Source organism: Planococcus sp. RAB007_Raresut (genome assembly GCF_057369535.1).
In genome coordinates this window covers 19283-37440 of the sequence record NZ_JBXYIF010000006.1, presented here as the reverse complement: position 1 = coordinate 37440, position 18158 = coordinate 19283, and the positions used below count along the sequence as shown (strand labels likewise).

Here is an 18158-nt window from a genome sequence, read left to right as displayed (position 1 = left end):
TCGGAGCGGCATTATTGCTCTCCGGTTGCCAGGAATCAGATGATGAAGTCAGTGTTCGATCTAAGGACGTAGGCTTTGCTTCAGAAAGAAAGTATACTGCATCCGATGCGGCAGTAAAGACGCCTGTTGAAAATCCTATTAACGCCTTAAAACGGGAAGGGATTGTACCCGAAAAAATTTCAATCCCTGCAATAGGAATAGAGGCAAAGACACTGCATCTCGGAACGAAAGAAAACGGGGAAATGGATGTTCCGGATACAATTGAAGATGTCAGCTGGTTTGAACCGGGATATAAACCTGGCGAAAATGGCCGCGCGGTGATTGCCGGTCATGTAGACGGCGTAAACGGACCGGCCATCTTTTGGGATTTGGCAGAGCTGGAAGCCGGTAATGAGATAATAGTAGACGGTGAAGACGGAAAATTGATCTTTAGAGTCTACGCCATGGAATCGGTTGACTTAGAGCTTGCCGATGTTCAATCGGTTTTCGGTTATCGCTCTTCCCCGGAATTGGTCCTCATTACCTGTTCAGGTGATTATGATCATAATCGGGGAACCCGTGAAGAACGGTTGATTGTTTATACAGAATTAGTTGAAGAATAGAAGCTTAAGCGTTTTCCGAAATTGGAAAACGCTTTTTTTATTGAACGGGAAAAAACGTGGGTATGAAATGAATTGGTAAATTTAATATTTAAAATAATAATTGGTTAATTTTTATAATAGAGAAACTTTTTTACTATATGCTATTTTCTTTAGTCCACATTTGGTATTATTAATGGTAATAGATATATTTTTGCGGTTTTCGACATATTTCGCCGCTATTCATCTTTAGGAGGATCCAAACTAATGAACGACAAATATCGGCCTGGAACAGAAAATATGCCTGGAAATCCGATTTCTGATTCAACTAATCATTTTCACTTTGAAGATTCGATCTTTGAATATATCGTTCAAAAAGTGCCTGTAAGTTTATATATTATGTCCCAAACAAAATTTATTTATGTAAATGATTGCTTATGTGAAATGCTCGGGTATCCGGAAGAAAAATTTCTATCGGGGAAACTGGGATTGACAGATATTATTCATCCTGAAGATTTACCGAAAGTAATGAAAAGATTTTCGGATCTCTCAAATAAAACTACAAAAAAAGCAAGATATCGTGTAAGAGTTATAAAAAAAGATGGCAGTTTGCTGCATGCGGAAATTCATTCGACCACCTCTGTTTTAGACGGAAAGGAAGTCTTTCTCGGCAGTGTTTCGGATATTACGGAAGAAGTGCTTGCACAGGGTCGCTTAAAAGACAGTGAAGAACGCTATAATTCCCTTTTCTTTGAAAATCCGGATGCTATTTTTTCGTTTGATCTGGAAGGGAATTTCATTGATGTCAATCCAGGCGCCCTTAAATTATCCGGATATACTCACCAGGAATTGATGAAGATGTCATTTATGCCGATGATTATACCTGAACATTTGGATAAAGCGCTCTATTATTTTGCTGAGTCCTTAAAAGGGAACACCAATCGATATGAAATCGACCTATATGGAAAAAATGGAGAGCTGATTAACCTTGAAGTGACGAACTTTCCAATGCAGCAAGCCGGACAAATCACAGGGGTTTATGGAATCGGGAAAGATATAACCAGCCGGAATGAACATAAAAAGCTGCTGGAAGAAATGGCCTTTTTCGACCATTTGACGAAATTGCCCAATCGGAAATTATTTGAGGACCGGCTGGAACAGGCTATGAAACTATCACACGAGTCAAATACAGCACCTGCAGTCCTTTTCTTAAATTTGGACCGCTTTAAATATATAAATGATTTGTTGGGTTATGAACATGGCGATATTTTTCTTAAACAATCATCCCAGCGGATGGTGGAATGCGTCGCGGAATCTGCGACTGTCGGCCGTTTTGCAGGAGATGAATTTGCCGTTCTGCTGCCGGATACGACAGCGGAATCGGCAATCGATTGTGCAGTTAGACTCAATAAGGTGCTGGCCGAACCGCTTGAAGTCATGGGACAGCAATTGTCGCTGACAGCCAGCATCGGTGTTGCCTATGCGGATGATGCGAACGGAAATTTGATCAAGCAGGCAGAAGCGGCTATGCTATACACAAAAAAACACAGCAAAAACAGCTGCTCATTATTCTCGCACGAGTTAAACAAGGAAACAGCAGACAAGTTGACCATTGAAAGGGAATTGAAGTCAGCCATCCGCAATGATGAATTCCTTCTCCATTACCAGCCCATTATTGATCTGGAGTCTGGAAAAACAAGTGCTATGGAAGCGTTGATCAGATGGAACCATCCAGAACTCGGTATGGTGCCGCCTGACCGTTTTATCCCTGTATCGGAGGAGAGCGGGCAAATCATAGCAATCGGTAAATGGGTGCTTTATACCGCTTGTCTCCAGACAAAAAAGTGGCAGGAGCAAGGCTGTGCGCCTTTCCGCATTTGTGTAAATATCTCCACTATCCAACTTCAGCATCCGAATTTTGTGCAGTTAGTGAAAAGTATTCTCGAAGAGACGGGGCTGGCAGCTAAGTGGCTTGAATTGGAAGTCACCGAGAGTATTTTGCTGGAAGATACAGAAACTTTGAAAGAAAGTCTACTGAGTCTGAAAGCACTGGGGATTTCGATGTCAATCGACGATTTCGGCACAGGTTTCACATCGTTGAACTATCTGCGGCAGTTCTCGTTTGACCGTGTGAAAATCGACCGCAGTTTCGTTCAGGATATCAATAATGATTTGAGCGGCAAGGCAATCACGTCCACTATTATTGCTTTGGCGCATAAATTGGGCTTGGAAGTGGTAGCGGAAGGAATTGAGGATTCCGTACAGCTCTCTTATCTGGTTAATGAGCTTTGCAATGAAGGGCAGGGTTATTATTTCTGCCGTCCCAAGTCCGCTGACCAGCACGATTTACTTACCATGAATAAATAATAAGTGGAACATGTAACAAATGTTTTCTGCTAGAGCCAACCCTTGCATTTACTACTGCATTGGTTGGCTTTCTTTTTTGAAAAAATGGTATAGTTGGGATAATGTAAGATTTTTCAGATAAAGGTGGATGTTGATTTGAATACTATGGAAGTTTTGAAAAAAGCGTTTGACGATACAAGCTATCAGCTTTCCGGACATGGTCCAAGAAATGTGAAAGTGTTGAAACAGGCTTTTCAGGAAATAGATGGCGAAATAAAGTCGGATATATATGGCACAGGCGCCGCAATCAGTGAATTCGAAGATAAGATGGCGGCTTTTCTGGGCAAGGAAAAAGCGGTGTTTTTTCCAAGCGGCACCATGGCTCAACAAATTGCGCTACGCATTTGGTGTGATCATAAAGAATCGGCTAAAGTGGCCTATCATCCCTTGTCCCATTTGGAGATTCATGAAGAAGACGGGCTGAAAAAACTGCATGGCATTGAAACGGTGCTGCTTACGGATAAGGGCAGCGTAATTCAATTGGAAGATCTAAAATCGATGCCCCAGGATACGGCATGTGTATTGCTCGAGTTGCCGCAGCGTGAAATCGGCGGCCAGCTGCCTGATTTTGAAACGCTGACTGCTATTTCGGAGTATTGCCGGAAGAACGATATCCGTCTTCATCTTGATGGCGCCAGAATCCTTGAGACTCTGCCGTACTATGAAAAGTCCATAGAAGATATTTGCAGTCTATTCGACAGCGTTTATATTTCCATGTATAAGGGGATTGGCGGAATTGCTGGGGCTGTTTTAACGGGAGATGACGATTTCATTAAGGAGTCTAAAATCTGGAAAAAACGCCATGGCGGAGATCTTATTTCCTTGTACCCTTACATTTTTACAGCCGATTATTATTTTGAATTGCGTAAAGGAAAAATGGCCGATTATTATGAATCCGCTAAAGAACTCGCGGCAAAATATAATTCCTGTTCAGGGATAACGACCTTGCCTGAAATTCCGGTATCCAATATGTTTCATGTTCATCTGAACAGACCTAAAGAACAGGCTGCGGAAATTTTGGCTGAAGTGCAGCAGGAGTCAGGTATTGGCCTGTCGGGATACGTTCGCGAAATTGATCAGGGCAATTGCTATTTCGAAGTCAGCTTGGGCGATGCCTATCCAACTGTGCCGAAGGGAAAAGTTGAGACTGCCTTCCGGCTGCTGGATGAAAAAATGAACGGTGACTAAATACACGAAGAGGGGATGTTTTGATGAAGTATTCTACATTGCCGAAAACGGATTTGAAAATATCAGCTATTGGACTTGGTACGAATGCAGTAGGAGGGCACAATCTGTATGAAAATTTGAATGAGGAAGATGGCAAAAATCTCGTACGCGCTGCACTGGATAATGGCATCACTTTTATCGATACAGCGGATGTCTACGGCAAGGGGCGTTCGGAAGAGCTGGTGGGCGAAGTTCTGAAGGAATATCCGCGCGACGGATATGTGATTGCGACGAAAGGCGGCAGCGACTGGCGCGGCGGCAAGCGCGACAACTCTCCGGAATATCTGCGCAAAGCGGTTGGTGAAAGCCTTGAGCGTCTCCAGCTGGATAGCATCGATCTTTACTATATCCATTGGCCGGATAATAAAACACCGGTCAAAAAAGCGGTCGCGGAACTCTCTAAAATGAAGTCGGAAGGAAAGTTAAAAGCGATCGGTGTTTCCAATTTTTCATTGGAGCAATTAAAAGAAGCAAACAGTGAAGGAGACATCTCCGCCATCCAACTTCAATACCACATGCTCGACCGGTCGATTGAAAAGGATATTCTGCCGTATTGCGTAGAAAACGGAATCACGGTGGTGCCATACGGACCGTTGGCGTTTGGGATTCTGGGCGGAAAATACGATGAAGATTTCCTGCTCGAAGAAGGGGATTGGCGGAAACGAGTGCCGTTATTTCAAGAAGGCGAGTTTGAAAAGAATCTCGCTATCGTCGACAGGCTGAAAGCACTTGCCGGACGACTCGATACGGATGTCTCGAAACTGGCGCTTTCCTGGCTTCTTGTACAGCCGGGTGTCGATTCGGTGATTCCGGGCGGTAAACGGCCTGACCAGGTGCTGGATAATCTTAAAGCGGCGGATATTGAATTGACTAAAGAATTATTGATAGAAATAGACGAGATCTTAAAAGAAAAATAGTTGATTACAAAAACAGAGGCTTCCCGTTTGAAAATGGGAAGCCTCTGTTTTGTATCTATGATTGCCCTAAAAATTTTTCAACAACTCCAAGAAACAGGCGATCCTGTTCAACATTCGGCGCATGCCCAGAATCCTGGAACTCCATATAATCAGCATTCGGAATCAGGACGGCTGTCTCACGGCCTTTTTCAGGCGGATTCAATCCATCATGCTTGCCGCTGATAACAAGTGTTTCCGCATTAATACGCTTCAAGTCATCCCGGAAATCGAAATCCCGCAAAGCGGCGGACGCGGCTGCCTGTTCATCGGCATTCAACATGCGGCTGTTCTTTGCAATCCGCTTCTGCCAGGCATTGACGGCTTCCTGGTCATGAAATATCAATTGGGAAGATATCGCTAATTTCTCAGAAATGCTCATTCCTTCGAGCTGTTCTTTATAGCGGTCGAACATCTCCGCCATCGATGACTGTTCGCCGTATGATTTGGTAGCTGCAAGTATCAGCTTTTCGACACGTTCCGGCTGTTTGACGGCTACTCCTTGAGCGATATAACTGCCCATCGAAACTCCCAATATATAAACAGAGTCGAGTTTGAGATGGTCCAATAGAGCGACTGTGTCGGCAATATGATCATCCAAAGTGAATTCGGGTGGGCGGTCCGACTCGCCGTGGCCACGAGAATCCAGGGCGATAATCCGAAATTTATCCTGCAAATAGCCGATTTCACGGTAAAACATTTGATGGTTGCTGGTTAGACCGTGCAACAGCACAAGCGGCTTGCCTGTACCGGTGTCTTCGTAAAATAAACGAGTTCCTTCATAGTTAAAAAACGGCATATGTATTCTCCTTTAAATAAGCATGGTATTACCCTATACCCATTTCACGCAAAAATAAATAACCCGCATAATTATACGGGTCAGTTTTCTTGGTGTACGGCACGTACTTTATTGTATTTTTCAATAACCAGGAACAGGGCAATCAGGATGAATAGAAAAGCGAGAGTCATATACCACGGGAACTCGGTGATGGATTGTCCGAAAGCGGTATAGACAACGGCCGGCAAGATCAGGCCGAGTGCGGAATAATACATATACTCCTTGAAGCTTTTTGTCATATCCATCAAATAAAAACAAAGAAGTTGGAAGTGGACAAAAGGCATGATGCGCAAAATCATCACCTGGCCTACGCTGAGTGTTCTGTCAGGGAATATCCGTTCTTTCAAATTTGTCATTTTCCGATGGAATTTAGGTAAACGTTCTAATAGGAAATAAATGATTGCACTCATCAGCATGAGACCAATATAAGATAATATAGTGCCCTGTACAAAACCGAAGGCAACGCCGCCAACTATACAAACTGCTACGACAGGCAGAAAAACGAATGGCCGGATCAGATGGAGAATCAGAAAGAAGAAAGGGGCCATCCAACCTGCATTCTCTATGAAAAGTTCAACCGAGCTGTCAAATTGGTCCATAACGGCCTCCTTTATAAGATGTAATGATGTCAATAAAGAAGGATAAGCCATATGATTTTTAAAGGCAAGCTATTTGCCCGGAACAGCGGTCCGCTTGTTTCGCAAAAGCGGATAGAGGGAACAATATTTTGGTAAACTGAATACGGGGACAGCGAAACATAAAAGGGAGATGTCTAACGTGAAATCAACAGAAACCATTTATCCGATTGAAAAGGTGCGGGCTCAATTTCCAGCGCTCGAACGTACATACAAAGAAAAGCAAGCTGCTTATTTTGATGGTCCTGGAGGATCACAGGTCGTGCTGCAGTCGATTACTGCAATTTCAGGTTATATGCAAAGAGGCGGAGCAAATCTCCATGGCGCTTTTCCTTCAAGCTGGGAGACGGAACAGGTAATATCCGAAGCACGTGCTGCCGTCGCTGACTTTCTGAATGTGCAGGCAAATGAAGTAGCTTTCGGAGCGAATATGACTACGTTGACCATTGCAATTGCCAATGCGCTTGGCAAGCAGTTTAAAGAAGGGGACGAAATCGTGGTGACCGAAATGGATCACCGCGCAAACGTCGACCCTTGGCTTATGATGGCGGAAGACCGCGGATTGACAGTTCGTTGGATACCGGTCGATAAGGAAAAGCTGACGCTGGATATGCAAAACATCGATACGCTCATCAATGAAAAGACGAAATTAGTGGCGCTTGGCATGGCCTCAAATGCAATCGGCACTATTGTCGATCTTGGACCTGCCGTGAAGCGGGCACGTGAAGTCGGGGCACTTGTGGCAGCGGACGCCGTTCATGCGGCGCCTCATATGCCGATGGACCGTGAAGCGCGGGACATAGATATCCTGCTTTGCTCCGTTTATAAATTCTTTGGACCACATATAGGAATCGCAGCGATCCGGGAGAACGTCTTCAAAGATCTCGTACCGTATAAACTGACGACATCCCCTTCCTATTACCCTGATAAACTGGAAACGGGGACACAGAACCACGAAGGGATTGCAGGCATCCGTCCAGCAATTGAATTTTTTGCTTCACTGGGTGAAGGACAGACACGCCGTGAAAAAATACTATCCGGCTATCATGAAATCGAAAAATACGAAAACCGATTGGCTGCGCGCTTACGCGAAGGCTTGGGCTCACTGGAGAAAGTCACGCTATGGCAAGCTGCGGACGATGTGCCGAAAACGCCGACAATCGCTTTCAAAGTGGCAGGTTATGAACCTGCGGATGTCTGTGTGATTTTAGCGGAAGAACACAGCATCTTCACAGCTGCCGGCCATTTTTACGCTTCAACGCTGGGTGATGTGCTTGATGTCAATAAAACCGGCGGCTGGGTGCGGGCGGGCCTTGCCCCTTATAACACCGAAGAAGAAGTGGAACGCTTCATCAGCGCGATCGCTTCTTTATAAAATTTTATTCCATTGAAAAAGGCTTCGCATCCGCGAAGCCTTTGTTTGTTCTTATTTCATTTCCTTATGTGAGAACGGGCATTTTCCCTGGATCGGCTCACTGTCATCGCCGATGAAGAATTGTTTCCACTCGTTATGTTTCGGGTCGCCGAAATGGCTGATGTCCGGATGTGTCGGAAGCTGATCCCATTTCTCCACGCGCTGACGCACTTTTTCACGGGACATAATGCCGCCCTTTTCAGTACCCGTCAAACCTTCAAATATGCGTCGGGGCTGGAATCCCAGGACCATAGAATTGCCGAGGTCGCGCGTTTTGCGCCGTTTGTAGGCCGGAGCATTGCCGAAGATGAAAATCGGTTCGCCTTTGAATACAAAATCCCATAGATAATGATCAGGATCTTTCGGTTTGTCGGCCGGCCATTCCGTTTCGTCCATATTGTGGAGGTATTGAAGAATTGCCCAGAATTCATCACGATATTGTTCCAGGCTGCCTTCCGTTTCAAACGGTTCCACAAACACGAAAAGTCCGTGGCGCTTATGTTTTGGATCATTGAACAGCGACAGGAATTCTTCGACAATAACCGGCAGGGACGACCAATCATCCCGGCTTATGTATCCATATCTCAGTTCGCCTTTCAATTCGCCGCTCATCCCGAAATAGCATGGGAAAGTCTTGTCTGTGACCGTATTATGAAACGTCTCGTATTCTTTCAGCAGCCATTCCGGTAAATCCTCGCGCGTTTCAAAATCCTCTTTCGTCAATAATGCTTTATATGCTGTAACCATTCAATTTCCTCCGATACATTTAGAGTCACTTAGTTTATTTCCTTAATTCGGTTTCTCTAAACTTTTTCAAACCAAACGGAATAAAGTGATAGAGGACGAATAAAATGGTACACTCTAAAGAGCGATGTTATTTCGAAGAAGAAATGCATAACTCCATTTTTCGCAAAGAGAAATGAATAAAAGGAGAATGAAATTGACACAATATAAGTACAAGGAAGAAACGCCCCCGAATTACGATGAGTTGAAAAAAGCCGCAAACCGCATGGCGAACTGGAAAGAACGTTTGGCTGCTGTTGAGGAATTGGGCAACTGGAAAACAGAACAGACAATCAGCATCCTGTTGAACCGCATGAAAAACGATCCGGTTTACCAGGTTCAGGAAGCGGCATATGATATGCTGCAGAATTTCGGCGAGGATGTCGAAATGCCTGAACGCAATGAGAACGAATTGATCAAAGACACGGATAAAGTTTTGGTGCGCATCAAGAAAAGTTTGCCTGCTGACCACAGCTACGAAGAATTTAAAGCAAAATTACAGAAAATGCGCAGCGATATCTACGATACGTATAAAGGCGCAAAAGGCGAAGAGTTTGAAGCTTGGCTTGAAGCCCGGTGGAAAGCGGCACCAGTGCGATCTAGAAGAAAATAAATCAGACCTAATTAAAAAAGACGGAGCGGGAAATTTCCCGCTCCGTCTTTTTTGTTTATTAGATTTAAATTCATACTACATATACTTGCGGATAATCGGCTTCAGCCTGAATCCGAAAAGTCCGGCGAGTACTGCCAGGATTAAGTCTTTGGGAAGCGGCGGGACCATCCATGCCCACGCCATCAAATAAGTGAAGCCTTCCGGAGCGGCGAACCATAATTTATATGCCGCATACATCCAGTTGGTGCCAAAAAGGTAATTGATGGCCAGTCCAGCAAGGGCTGCTGCGACAAAACCTTTGCGTGTAGGAAATTTTTCAGCGATCAAGCCGACAACATAGGCCAGCAGGACGAAAGATACGATAAAGCCAAATGTCGGAGAAATAATGGTGTCCATACCGCCGGAGAATTTTGCGAAAACCGGTACCCCGGCAAGGCCGATAAAGGCGTAGACGACCATTGAAGCTGCACCTAGTTTACTGCCCAGCAGTATTCCTGCGAGGATTGCGAAGAACGTCTGCAAAGTGATCGGCACACCGCCGATGATCAGGAAAGATGTCAGATTTGCACCGATTGCCATCAGCGCTGAAAACATGGCGATATGTACTAATTTTAATGTTCTGGCATGATTTGATGATCTGGTTTTTGAGTAAGTAGTCATGTTGGACCTCCAATTTATAAGCTAATCAAAGTATAATAAATCCAGAAAAATGAGTCAACCTATTTTTTATTTAAGTTAACACAAATGAAATATTGTAAACTTTCTTTTGAATGAAAATTCCCATTCTTTGATTCTTCATGTTAGAATATTCCATGTTTACATATGAAAGGAGTGTTGAAATGGCGGAATGGTGGAAAAAGTCGACAGTCTATCAAATCTATCCAAGAAGTTTCATGGATTCGAATGGTGACGGCATCGGCGATATAAGGGGGATTATTCAGAAACTGGATTACCTGGAAGAGCTCGGTGTGGATATTATCTGGCTGTCTCCGGTCTACGATTCTCCGAATGATGATAATGGCTATGATATTCGGGATTATCAGAAAATCATGGATGATTTCGGCACGATGGAAGACTTTGAGGATTTGATTGACCAAATGCACAGCAGAGGATTGAAGCTGATGATGGACTTGGTCGTCAATCACACTTCAGATGAGCATGAATGGTTCAGCAGCAAACCGGAATATTACATATGGCGCGATGAGCCGAACAATTGGCGTTCGTTTTTCAGCGGCTCAGCTTGGGAATTCGATCAGCAGCGGGAGCAATATTTCCTTCATCTGTTTTCAAAGAAGCAGCCTGATTTGAACTGGGAGAATCCGGAGATGCGTGAAGCGGTGTATGCAATGATGCGCTGGTGGCTGGATAAAGGCGTCGACGGTTTCCGGATGGACGTCATCAATTTGATTTCCAAGGACCAGGATTTTCCGGACGGACCGGATGGTGACGGCGGGGAATTTTATATGAACGGCCCTAAAGTGCACGATTATCTTCAGGAAATGAACAGGGAAGTACTATCAAAATACGACATTGTAACGGTCGGTGAAATGCCTGGAGCAACCATTTCGGATGCCATCAAATACACCGATGAAGAGCGTAAAGAAGTGAATATGATTTTCACGTTCGAGCATATGGGGCTTGACCAGGCGAGCGGAGAAAAATGGGATCTGAAGCCGCTTCAGCTGACAGATTTGAAATACAATCTTGAGCACTGGCAGCATGCCCTGCATGATTCAGGCTGGAACAGCCTTTACTGGAACAATCATGACCAGCCAAGAATCGTGTCGCGGTTCGGCAATGATGGGAAATACCGTATCGAGTCGGCGAAAATGCTGGCGGCATGCCTTCATTTCATGCAGGGAACACCTTATATCTATCAGGGAGAAGAAATCGGCATGACAAATGTCCGTTTTGATTCGATCGAAGCATACAAAGATATTGAAACGCTGAATATGTATAAAGAAAAAAGGGATCTAGGGGTCCCGCACGAGAAGATTATGCAATCGATATATGTTAAAGGCCGGGACAATGCCCGCACGCCGATGCAATGGAATACGGAAGCCCATGGCGGATTTACAACCGGTACGCCTTGGATTGCATCGAATCCGAATTATTCGAACATCAATACGCTGGATAAAGATGACAGCGGATCGATATACCAATTCTATAAAAAACTGATCCATTTGCGTAAATCGATGGACATCATAACATACGGCAATTTTATGCTGCTTCACCGTGAGGACGAAAATGTTTTTGCTTATACTCGTGAAATTTCAGGAGAGAAATTGACAGTCTACTGTAATTTTTCAGCGCGGCACATCGAGTTTCCAATGCCGCAGGGAGAGTTGCTGATCCAGAATTACGAGAAGCTGGAAAGTACCGGGAAACTGATTTTGCGTCCATATGAAACGGCTGTGTTTCATAAAAAAATCTAGAAATCTTAAAATTTTAAGTTATGATAAGATTACTTCACATAACTGGAGGAGGAACTTAATGGCAAACGTGATGGGTGTAGATATTGGAGGAACAAAGATTCGTCTGGGGATCATTGACGGCGCCGGGACGATTCTTTATGATGAAAGGATACCGACGCAATTTCCGCTGTATCCTTATCTGGAGAAAAATGTCCTGCGGATTTTAGGTGATTATCCGGAAGTGGCAGCTGTCGGAATCGGCACGCACGGTTTTGTCGATCCGAAAGAGGGCAGCATCATTTTTTCAACCGATGCCTTGCCTGGCTGGAGCGGGACGAAAGTGAAAGAACAATTGCAAGCAGCAACAGGCATACGGGTCGAAGTTGAAAACGACGCCAATTGCGCGGCATTGGCAGAAGCGAAATTCGGCGCGGCGAAAGGGCTGGACAGAGTGGTCTGCCTGACGCTTGGCACAGGCCTTGGTGGCGGCATCATCTGGGACGGCAAATTACTGAGCGGCGGTCCTCACGGTGGTGCGGCGGAACTCGGACATATCACTTTATATCCAGGCGGGGCGGAATGTGCGTGCGGACGCAAAGGATGTTATGAACAATATGTTTCCGGCACAGGAATCCAGCGCCGTATTCGGGAAGCGGGCCTGGACATCACTCCTCTCGAAATGTTCCAACAGGCAGCAACAGACGACCACTCTCAGGAATTATTGGAAGCGTTCACATATGATTTGGCAATCGTCATCAGTTCACTGCAGGCTGTCTTTGATATGGACGCGGTTGTCATCGGCGGCGGGGTATCGGAATCAGCGGAATATTGGTGGCCGCAGTTACTGGACCAGCTGGAACCATTGCTGCTCAATCCATTGGATATCCAAACAGCGAAATTCGGCAACGATGCCGGAGTACTTGGCGCTGCATTACTCGTACTGGAAGGAAAGTGAAATCGTGGCAAAATTATTAATGGATCAACTGACTAAGACTTATGATAATAAAGTGACGGCAGTGGAGAATTTCAACCTTACTGTTGAAGATGAGGAATTCATCGTCTTCGTCGGACCGTCAGGATGCGGAAAATCGACTACTCTTCGGATGATAGCCGGCCTGGAAGATATCTCTTCAGGAACGTTTTCGATCGACGGCAAGAAAATGAATGAAGTGGAACCGAAAGACCGCGATATCGCAATGGTATTCCAGAATTATGCTTTGTATCCGCATATGACGGTATACGAAAATATGGCATTCAGCCTCAAGCTAAAAGGAATGCCGAAAGCGGAGATTAAGGATCGGGTCAGAAATGCGGCGGAGATACTCGGATTGATGGACTACCTGAACAGGAAGCCGAAAGCTTTGTCCGGTGGACAGCGCCAGCGTGTGGCACTTGGACGTGCGATTGTCCGTGACGCCAAACTGTTCCTGATGGATGAACCTTTGTCGAATCTCGATTCGAAATTGCGTGTACAGATGCGGACAGAGATTTCGAAACTGCATCAGCGTCTAAAAACAACGACTATTTATGTTACACATGATCAAACCGAAGCTATGACAATGGCTACAAGGATCGTCATCATGAAAGACGGTGTAATCCAACAGGTGGGGACGCCTAAAGAAGTGTACGATCAGCCTGATAATGTATTCGTAGCGGGGTTCATCGGTTCACCAGCCATGAATTTCTTCAATGGCCGCATAGAAGGCAATTATTTTGTTATGGGACAGACAAAACTGCTTATCCCTGATTCTGCCTTGCCGGAGGGCTTGGATAATCAGGAAGTAATCATCGGACTTCGTCCGGAGCATATTACCCATAAACCGGTAAAAGATGAATCAACTGTTGAAGTGAATCTGGATGTAGTGGAATTGATGGGTTCTGAATATATGGTTTACGCAACACTTGAAGGACATTCATTTGTCGGCCGGGTGGACGCCAACCTTGATTTGGCAGCAGGGGCAGTTTTCCCGATGGCTTTCGAAATGGACAAAGCACGCTTTTTCGATCCTACAACAGAAAAAAGAATTAAATAAAAAATTTTTTATAGTTATTGTGCAAACGTTTTCACTGTGATACGATACAAGTAATTGGAAGTTGGAAACGCTTTCCTTAAAGTTTCCATTTTTTATTTTCTTAATTGTGCAAACGATTGCACAAAACTCAAAGGGGGATAATACACATGAAAGAGTTCAAGTTCAAAAAAGGAATACTTGCTTCATTATTGGTTACGACAAGTTTGCTGGCTGCTTGCGGCAATGGCGGAGATGAAGAAGGTTCTTCCGCTGAAGGTGATAAAGTCACAGTGGATATTTTCCAATTTAAAGTGGAATTCAAGGAACAATTTGAAGATGTAGTAGCAATATATGAAGAAGAAAATCCGGATGTAAATATTGAAATCACAACAGTAGGCGGCGGAGAAGATTATGGCGCTGCACTCCGTTCGAAGTTTGCTTCAGGCAACGAGCCGGCAATCTTCAATATCGGCGGACCTCAGGACGTAGCTGACTGGAAAGACAGCCTGGCTCCGTTATCAGATACTGCTGCTGCAGGAGCTGCACTTGACGGAACGCTTGACGGTGTCACTGTAGAATCGGAAGTTTTGGGCTTGCCTTATAACCAGGAAGGCTACGGATTCATCTACAATACACGCCTGTTCGAAGAAGCGGGAGTCGATCCTGCATCAATTACAGACTTCGCAAGCCTTGAAGAAGCTGTGAAAACACTTGATTCGAAAAAAGAAGAACTTGAAATTGAATCGGTTTTTGCATTGCCGGGCAAAGAAAAATGGGTAACAGGCCTTCATTTGTCGAACACGTTCATTGCGCCTGAATTTGACCATAATGTGCTGGATGCATTCGAATCGCCGACTGTTGATTTCACTTATTCTGAAGGCTTCAAGAAAATCCTTGATCTTCAAAATGAATATTCAAAACAGCCGACAGTCAGCCTTGACTACTCGCAGCAAGTTGAAGAATTATTCTCATTGGAACGTGTTGCAATCATTCAGCAAGGGAACTGGGCTTACGGCTCAATCGCTGGAATCGACCAGGAATTTGCTGACGGCGGAATCGACATGATGCCGATACCGGTTGAAGGCTATGAAGAAGGGGGCCTTCCGGTCGGTGTGCCAATGTACTGGGCAGTCAACTCAAACCTTGACGAAGAAGTGATCCAGGCTTCAAAAGATTTCCTGGACTGGCTGTATACTTCGGACGCTGGTAAAACAGCTGTAGTGGAAGATTTCAAATTCATCCCTGCATACGAAGGATATGACACTTCGAAGATTTCTGATCCATTATCCAAAGCTGTTTACGATGCTTCAGAAGCAGGCGAAACAATCGGATGGGTATTCATGGGCTATCCGACTGGATGGGGCGAAGATGAACTTGGTTCGAATATCCAGAAATACTTGAGCGAAGAAGCGACATGGGAAGAAGTTGTGGATTCAGCTAAAGCCGCTTGGGAATCAAGCAGACAATAAAACAGTGAAATAAATAAGCTGGAGACAAGAACAAAGCAGCCTCTGTGCTGCTTTTTGTCTTTACGCTTCTATTGCAGAAAGGAAGGGCTTAGATTATGCGTACGAAAGATTTTGCTTATTGGTTATTCCTGGCCCCGGTCTTAATTGCTTTAACCCTTGTGGTGGTCGTGCCGATGCTGCTTGGCGTCTATTATTCCTTTACCAGCTGGAATGGCATCACTACTGGTGAATTTGTCGGCTTCCAAAATTACATCGATCTTTTGAAAGATGAAAGATTCCTTGATTCTTTGTGGTTTACGACAAAATTCTCTGTGGTTTCAGTAATCCTCATTAATTTCATCGGTTTGTCATTGGCGTTGATTGTGACATCGCGCATCAAATCCAGCAATCTTCTCCGGACGACTTTCTTCATGCCGAACCTGATCGGCGGTTTAATCCTGGGATTCATCTGGCAATTCATCTTCATCAAAGTATTTGCCAGTGTCGGAGAAATGGTTGGCATGGAAAGTTTGCAGGTCTGGCTGTCCACAACAGAAACAGGTTTCTGGGGGCTGGTCATTTTAATGAGCTGGCAAATGGCCGGTTATATCATGGTAATTTACATAGCCTATTTACAGGGGTTGCCAAAAGAACTGCTCGAAGCTTCTGAAATTGACGGAGCATCATCATTCCAGCGTTTCCGCTACATCGTCTTTCCATTGGTTGCACCGGCATTCACTGTCAGCATGTTCCTGACTCTGTCGAATACATTCAAACTATATGACCAAAACCTGTCTTTGACAGGCGGAGGACCTTATAATTCGACTGAGATGGTGGCCATGGAAATATTCAATACAGCGTTTGTACAGAATACATTCGCATATGCGCAGGCAAAAGCGATCATTTTCTTTGTGATCGTGGCAATTGTAGCGTTGTTTCAGGTTTATTGGAATAAACGCCGGGAGGTTGAAATGTAATGAGAAAAAAGAAGAATTGGAAATTGGAGATTCTCGGGATCCTTCTCGGCATTTTATGGCTATTGCCGTTTTATCTGATGTTCGTCAACTCGTTCAAAACGAAAAAAGAGATATTCACGGATGTTACAAGTCCTCCGGAGCAATGGAGTTTTGACAATTACATCACCGCTTTTCAAGAACTCGATTTTTTGCAGACCTTATTCAATTCATTGCTTATCACCGTCTCAAGTGTCCTGCTGATTATTATCTCTTCAGCGATGGCGGCATACGCGCTGTCCCGTGCGAAAAGCCGGATCAGCACAATCCTGTTCTTCGTGTTTGTAGCGGCAATGCTGATTCCATTTCAATCGGTCATGATTCCGCTTGTTACAGTATTCGGCCAATTTGAAATGCTGAACCGCGGCGGCCTGATTTTCATGTATATCGGATTTGGTGCGAGCCTGTCGATTTTCCTTTATCACGGCGCATTGAACAATATTCCGAAATCACTGGACGAAGCGGCGCGTATCGACGGAGCCAATCGCTGGCAGGTTTTCTGGCACATCATTTTCCCGATGCTGAAGCCGATCACTGTCACGGTCGCTATCCTGAACATCATCTGGATTTGGAACGATTATTTATTGCCATCTCTGGTCATCAATAAAACCGGAAGCGAAACGATTCCGCTGAAGATGTTTTTCTTCTTCGGTGAATATACAAAACAATGGCATTTGGCGCTTGCAGGCCTGACGCTCGCAATTTTGCCGGTCATCATCTTTTATTTCTTCGCTCAGCGTTCCATCATCAAAGGCGTATCGGATGGTGCCATAAAGTAAAGGGGAGATTTCAGTGGCAGTCACGATTAAAGATGTTGCGAAAGCGGCGTCGGTCTCACCGGCAACTGTATCCCGTGTGATCGCGGATAATCCGCGTATCAGTGAAGACACAAAGAAAAAAGTCCGGGAAACGATGAAGCATCTGGGCTATTACCCGAACTTCCAGGCGCGTAATCTGGTTATCCAAAAAACTCAGACAATCGGTGTCATCATGGCCGATTCGGCGACCCTTGCTTTCCAGAATCCATTCTTTCCGGAAGTGCTCCGCGGCATCTCGAGCCGTGCCCATGAAAGCCAGTACGGACTTTATCTTTCGACTGGCGCCACTACCGAAGAGATCTATGAAGAAGTCATTTCCATGACCCAGGGAAAAAGGGTCGATGGCATTATACTTTTATACTCCAGAATCTGCGACAAAATCATGGATTACCTATACAATAGCAATATTCCATTTTCAGTCGTCGGCCGCCCGGATGTCCATACCGAATCGATTTCGTATGTCGATAACGATAATGTAGGGAATTCGTTTGAAGTCGTCAAATACCTGATCGGCCTTGGCCATCAGCGGATTGCATATGTTGGCGGCGGGTTGGAATATGTGGTGTCATTGGACCGTCTGAAAGGGTATCGAAAAGCAATTCAAAAAGCGGGAATCCGCTACGATTCCGAATTGATCGTCAATCAGTCGATCAATGCGGGGTTGGAAGAGCAGTCGGTCCAACGGCTGATGCGGCTTGAACAGCCCCCGACAGCGATTGTCACACATGACGATTTGATCGCTTATGAATTGATCAGTTACCTGCAGGATATGAAAATCGATGTTCCCGGCAATGTTTCCGTATTGAGCTTCAATAACCATTCGCTGTCAGAACATCTGAAACCGCCGCTCAGCACGGTGGATATTTCGATTTATGAACTGGGTCTGCATGCAGCAGAACTGGTACTTGAAAAAATTAAAGACAGTGAGGCGCCGGTAAGGGAAGTAACGGTTCCTTCCCGGCTGATCGAACGCGGTTCTTGCCGAAGTCTTTGAAAGGAAATGAAC

Annotated in this window: 17 protein-coding genes; 13 read left to right on the top strand and 4 right to left on the bottom strand. The window is 44.9% G+C overall.

What is annotated here, in order from left to right; all coding sequences use genetic code 11:
- Positions 1 to 14 precede the first annotated feature (14 nt).
- From AC2Q9J_RS12915 to AC2Q9J_RS12900, 4 genes are all read left to right on the top strand, one after another.
- Positions 15 to 602, top strand: a complete 588-nt coding sequence (locus AC2Q9J_RS12915) for a class F sortase (protein ID WP_499040525.1) — start codon at positions 15 to 17, stop codon at positions 600 to 602.
- A gap of 243 nt (positions 603 to 845) precedes the next feature.
- The gene (locus AC2Q9J_RS12910) at positions 846 to 2945 is read left to right on the top strand and encodes a sensor domain-containing protein (protein ID WP_499040523.1); all 2100 of its coding nucleotides are present in this window, start codon (positions 846 to 848) and stop codon (positions 2943 to 2945) included.
- Positions 2946 to 3080: 135 nt separating this feature from the next.
- Positions 3081 to 4172: a threonine aldolase family protein gene (locus tag AC2Q9J_RS12905; RefSeq protein ID WP_499040521.1), complete on the top strand. Its 1092-nt coding sequence runs from the start codon at positions 3081 to 3083 to the stop codon at positions 4170 to 4172.
- 23 nt (positions 4173 to 4195) lie between these two features.
- Positions 4196 to 5128, top strand: a complete 933-nt coding sequence (locus tag AC2Q9J_RS12900; RefSeq protein WP_499040519.1) for an aldo/keto reductase — start codon at positions 4196 to 4198, stop codon at positions 5126 to 5128.
- A 55-nt stretch (positions 5129 to 5183) separates the two neighbouring features.
- Here the strand turns inward: AC2Q9J_RS12900 and AC2Q9J_RS12895 are convergent, their stop codons facing one another.
- Together AC2Q9J_RS12895 and AC2Q9J_RS12890 are read right to left on the bottom strand one after the other, a co-directional pair.
- The gene (locus AC2Q9J_RS12895; protein WP_499040517.1) at positions 5184 to 5963 is read right to left on the bottom strand and encodes an alpha/beta fold hydrolase; all 780 of its coding nucleotides are present in this window, start codon (positions 5961 to 5963) and stop codon (positions 5184 to 5186) included.
- An 80-nt stretch (positions 5964 to 6043) separates the two neighbouring features.
- The gene (locus AC2Q9J_RS12890; RefSeq protein ID WP_499040515.1) at positions 6044 to 6601 is read right to left on the bottom strand and encodes a TVP38/TMEM64 family protein; all 558 of its coding nucleotides are present in this window, start codon (positions 6599 to 6601) and stop codon (positions 6044 to 6046) included.
- A gap of 169 nt (positions 6602 to 6770) precedes the next feature.
- Here AC2Q9J_RS12890 and AC2Q9J_RS12885 point away from each other — a divergent pair, with 169 nt between their 5' ends.
- Positions 6771 to 8012, top strand: coding sequence for a cysteine desulfurase-like protein (locus AC2Q9J_RS12885; protein ID WP_499040513.1), 1242 nt, complete (start codon positions 6771 to 6773; stop codon positions 8010 to 8012).
- Positions 8013 to 8063: 51 nt separating this feature from the next.
- On the opposite strand, the gene AC2Q9J_RS12880 is transcribed toward AC2Q9J_RS12885, so the two are convergent.
- Positions 8064 to 8798, bottom strand: coding sequence for a YqcI/YcgG family protein (locus tag AC2Q9J_RS12880; RefSeq protein WP_499040511.1), 735 nt, complete (start codon positions 8796 to 8798; stop codon positions 8064 to 8066).
- 193 nt (positions 8799 to 8991) lie between these two features.
- On the opposite strand from AC2Q9J_RS12880, the gene AC2Q9J_RS12875 reads away from it, so the two are divergent.
- Entirely contained in the window at positions 8992 to 9447 is a 456-nt protein-coding gene (locus AC2Q9J_RS12875) for a HEAT repeat domain-containing protein (RefSeq protein ID WP_499040509.1), read from the top strand.
- Positions 9448 to 9522: 75 nt separating this feature from the next.
- On the opposite strand, the gene AC2Q9J_RS12870 is transcribed toward AC2Q9J_RS12875, so the two are convergent.
- A complete protein-coding gene (locus AC2Q9J_RS12870) occupies positions 9523 to 10107 on the bottom strand; it encodes a biotin transporter BioY (RefSeq protein ID WP_499040507.1) in 585 nt (194 codons plus the stop codon).
- A 179-nt stretch (positions 10108 to 10286) separates the two neighbouring features.
- Here AC2Q9J_RS12870 and AC2Q9J_RS12865 point away from each other — a divergent pair, with 179 nt between their 5' ends.
- The 7 genes from AC2Q9J_RS12865 to AC2Q9J_RS12835 all read left to right on the top strand — a co-directional run bounded on the left by AC2Q9J_RS12865 (position 10287) and on the right by AC2Q9J_RS12835 (position 18146).
- The gene (locus tag AC2Q9J_RS12865) at positions 10287 to 11882 is read left to right on the top strand and encodes a glycoside hydrolase family 13 protein (RefSeq protein ID WP_499040506.1); all 1596 of its coding nucleotides are present in this window, start codon (positions 10287 to 10289) and stop codon (positions 11880 to 11882) included.
- Between the two features lie 58 nt (positions 11883 to 11940).
- Positions 11941 to 12816, top strand: a complete 876-nt coding sequence (locus tag AC2Q9J_RS12860; protein ID WP_499040504.1) for an ROK family protein — start codon at positions 11941 to 11943, stop codon at positions 12814 to 12816.
- A 4-nt stretch (positions 12817 to 12820) separates the two neighbouring features.
- The gene (locus AC2Q9J_RS12855) at positions 12821 to 13894 is read left to right on the top strand and encodes an ABC transporter ATP-binding protein (RefSeq protein WP_499040502.1); all 1074 of its coding nucleotides are present in this window, start codon (positions 12821 to 12823) and stop codon (positions 13892 to 13894) included.
- A 146-nt stretch (positions 13895 to 14040) separates the two neighbouring features.
- Positions 14041 to 15342, top strand: coding sequence for an ABC transporter substrate-binding protein (locus tag AC2Q9J_RS12850; RefSeq protein ID WP_499040501.1), 1302 nt, complete (start codon positions 14041 to 14043; stop codon positions 15340 to 15342).
- Positions 15343 to 15437: 95 nt separating this feature from the next.
- Complete coding sequence (locus AC2Q9J_RS12845; RefSeq protein ID WP_121634739.1) at positions 15438 to 16298, top strand: carbohydrate ABC transporter permease; 861 nt, start codon at positions 15438 to 15440, stop codon at positions 16296 to 16298.
- Positions 16298 to 17113: a carbohydrate ABC transporter permease gene (locus AC2Q9J_RS12840; protein ID WP_281864173.1), complete on the top strand. Its 816-nt coding sequence runs from the start codon at positions 16298 to 16300 to the stop codon at positions 17111 to 17113. The genes AC2Q9J_RS12845 and AC2Q9J_RS12840 overlap by 1 nt, the downstream gene beginning before the upstream one ends.
- Before the next feature lie 13 nt (positions 17114 to 17126).
- Positions 17127 to 18146, top strand: coding sequence for a LacI family DNA-binding transcriptional regulator (locus tag AC2Q9J_RS12835; RefSeq protein ID WP_101801369.1), 1020 nt, complete (start codon positions 17127 to 17129; stop codon positions 18144 to 18146).
- The last annotated feature ends 12 nt before the right edge of the window (positions 18147 to 18158 follow it).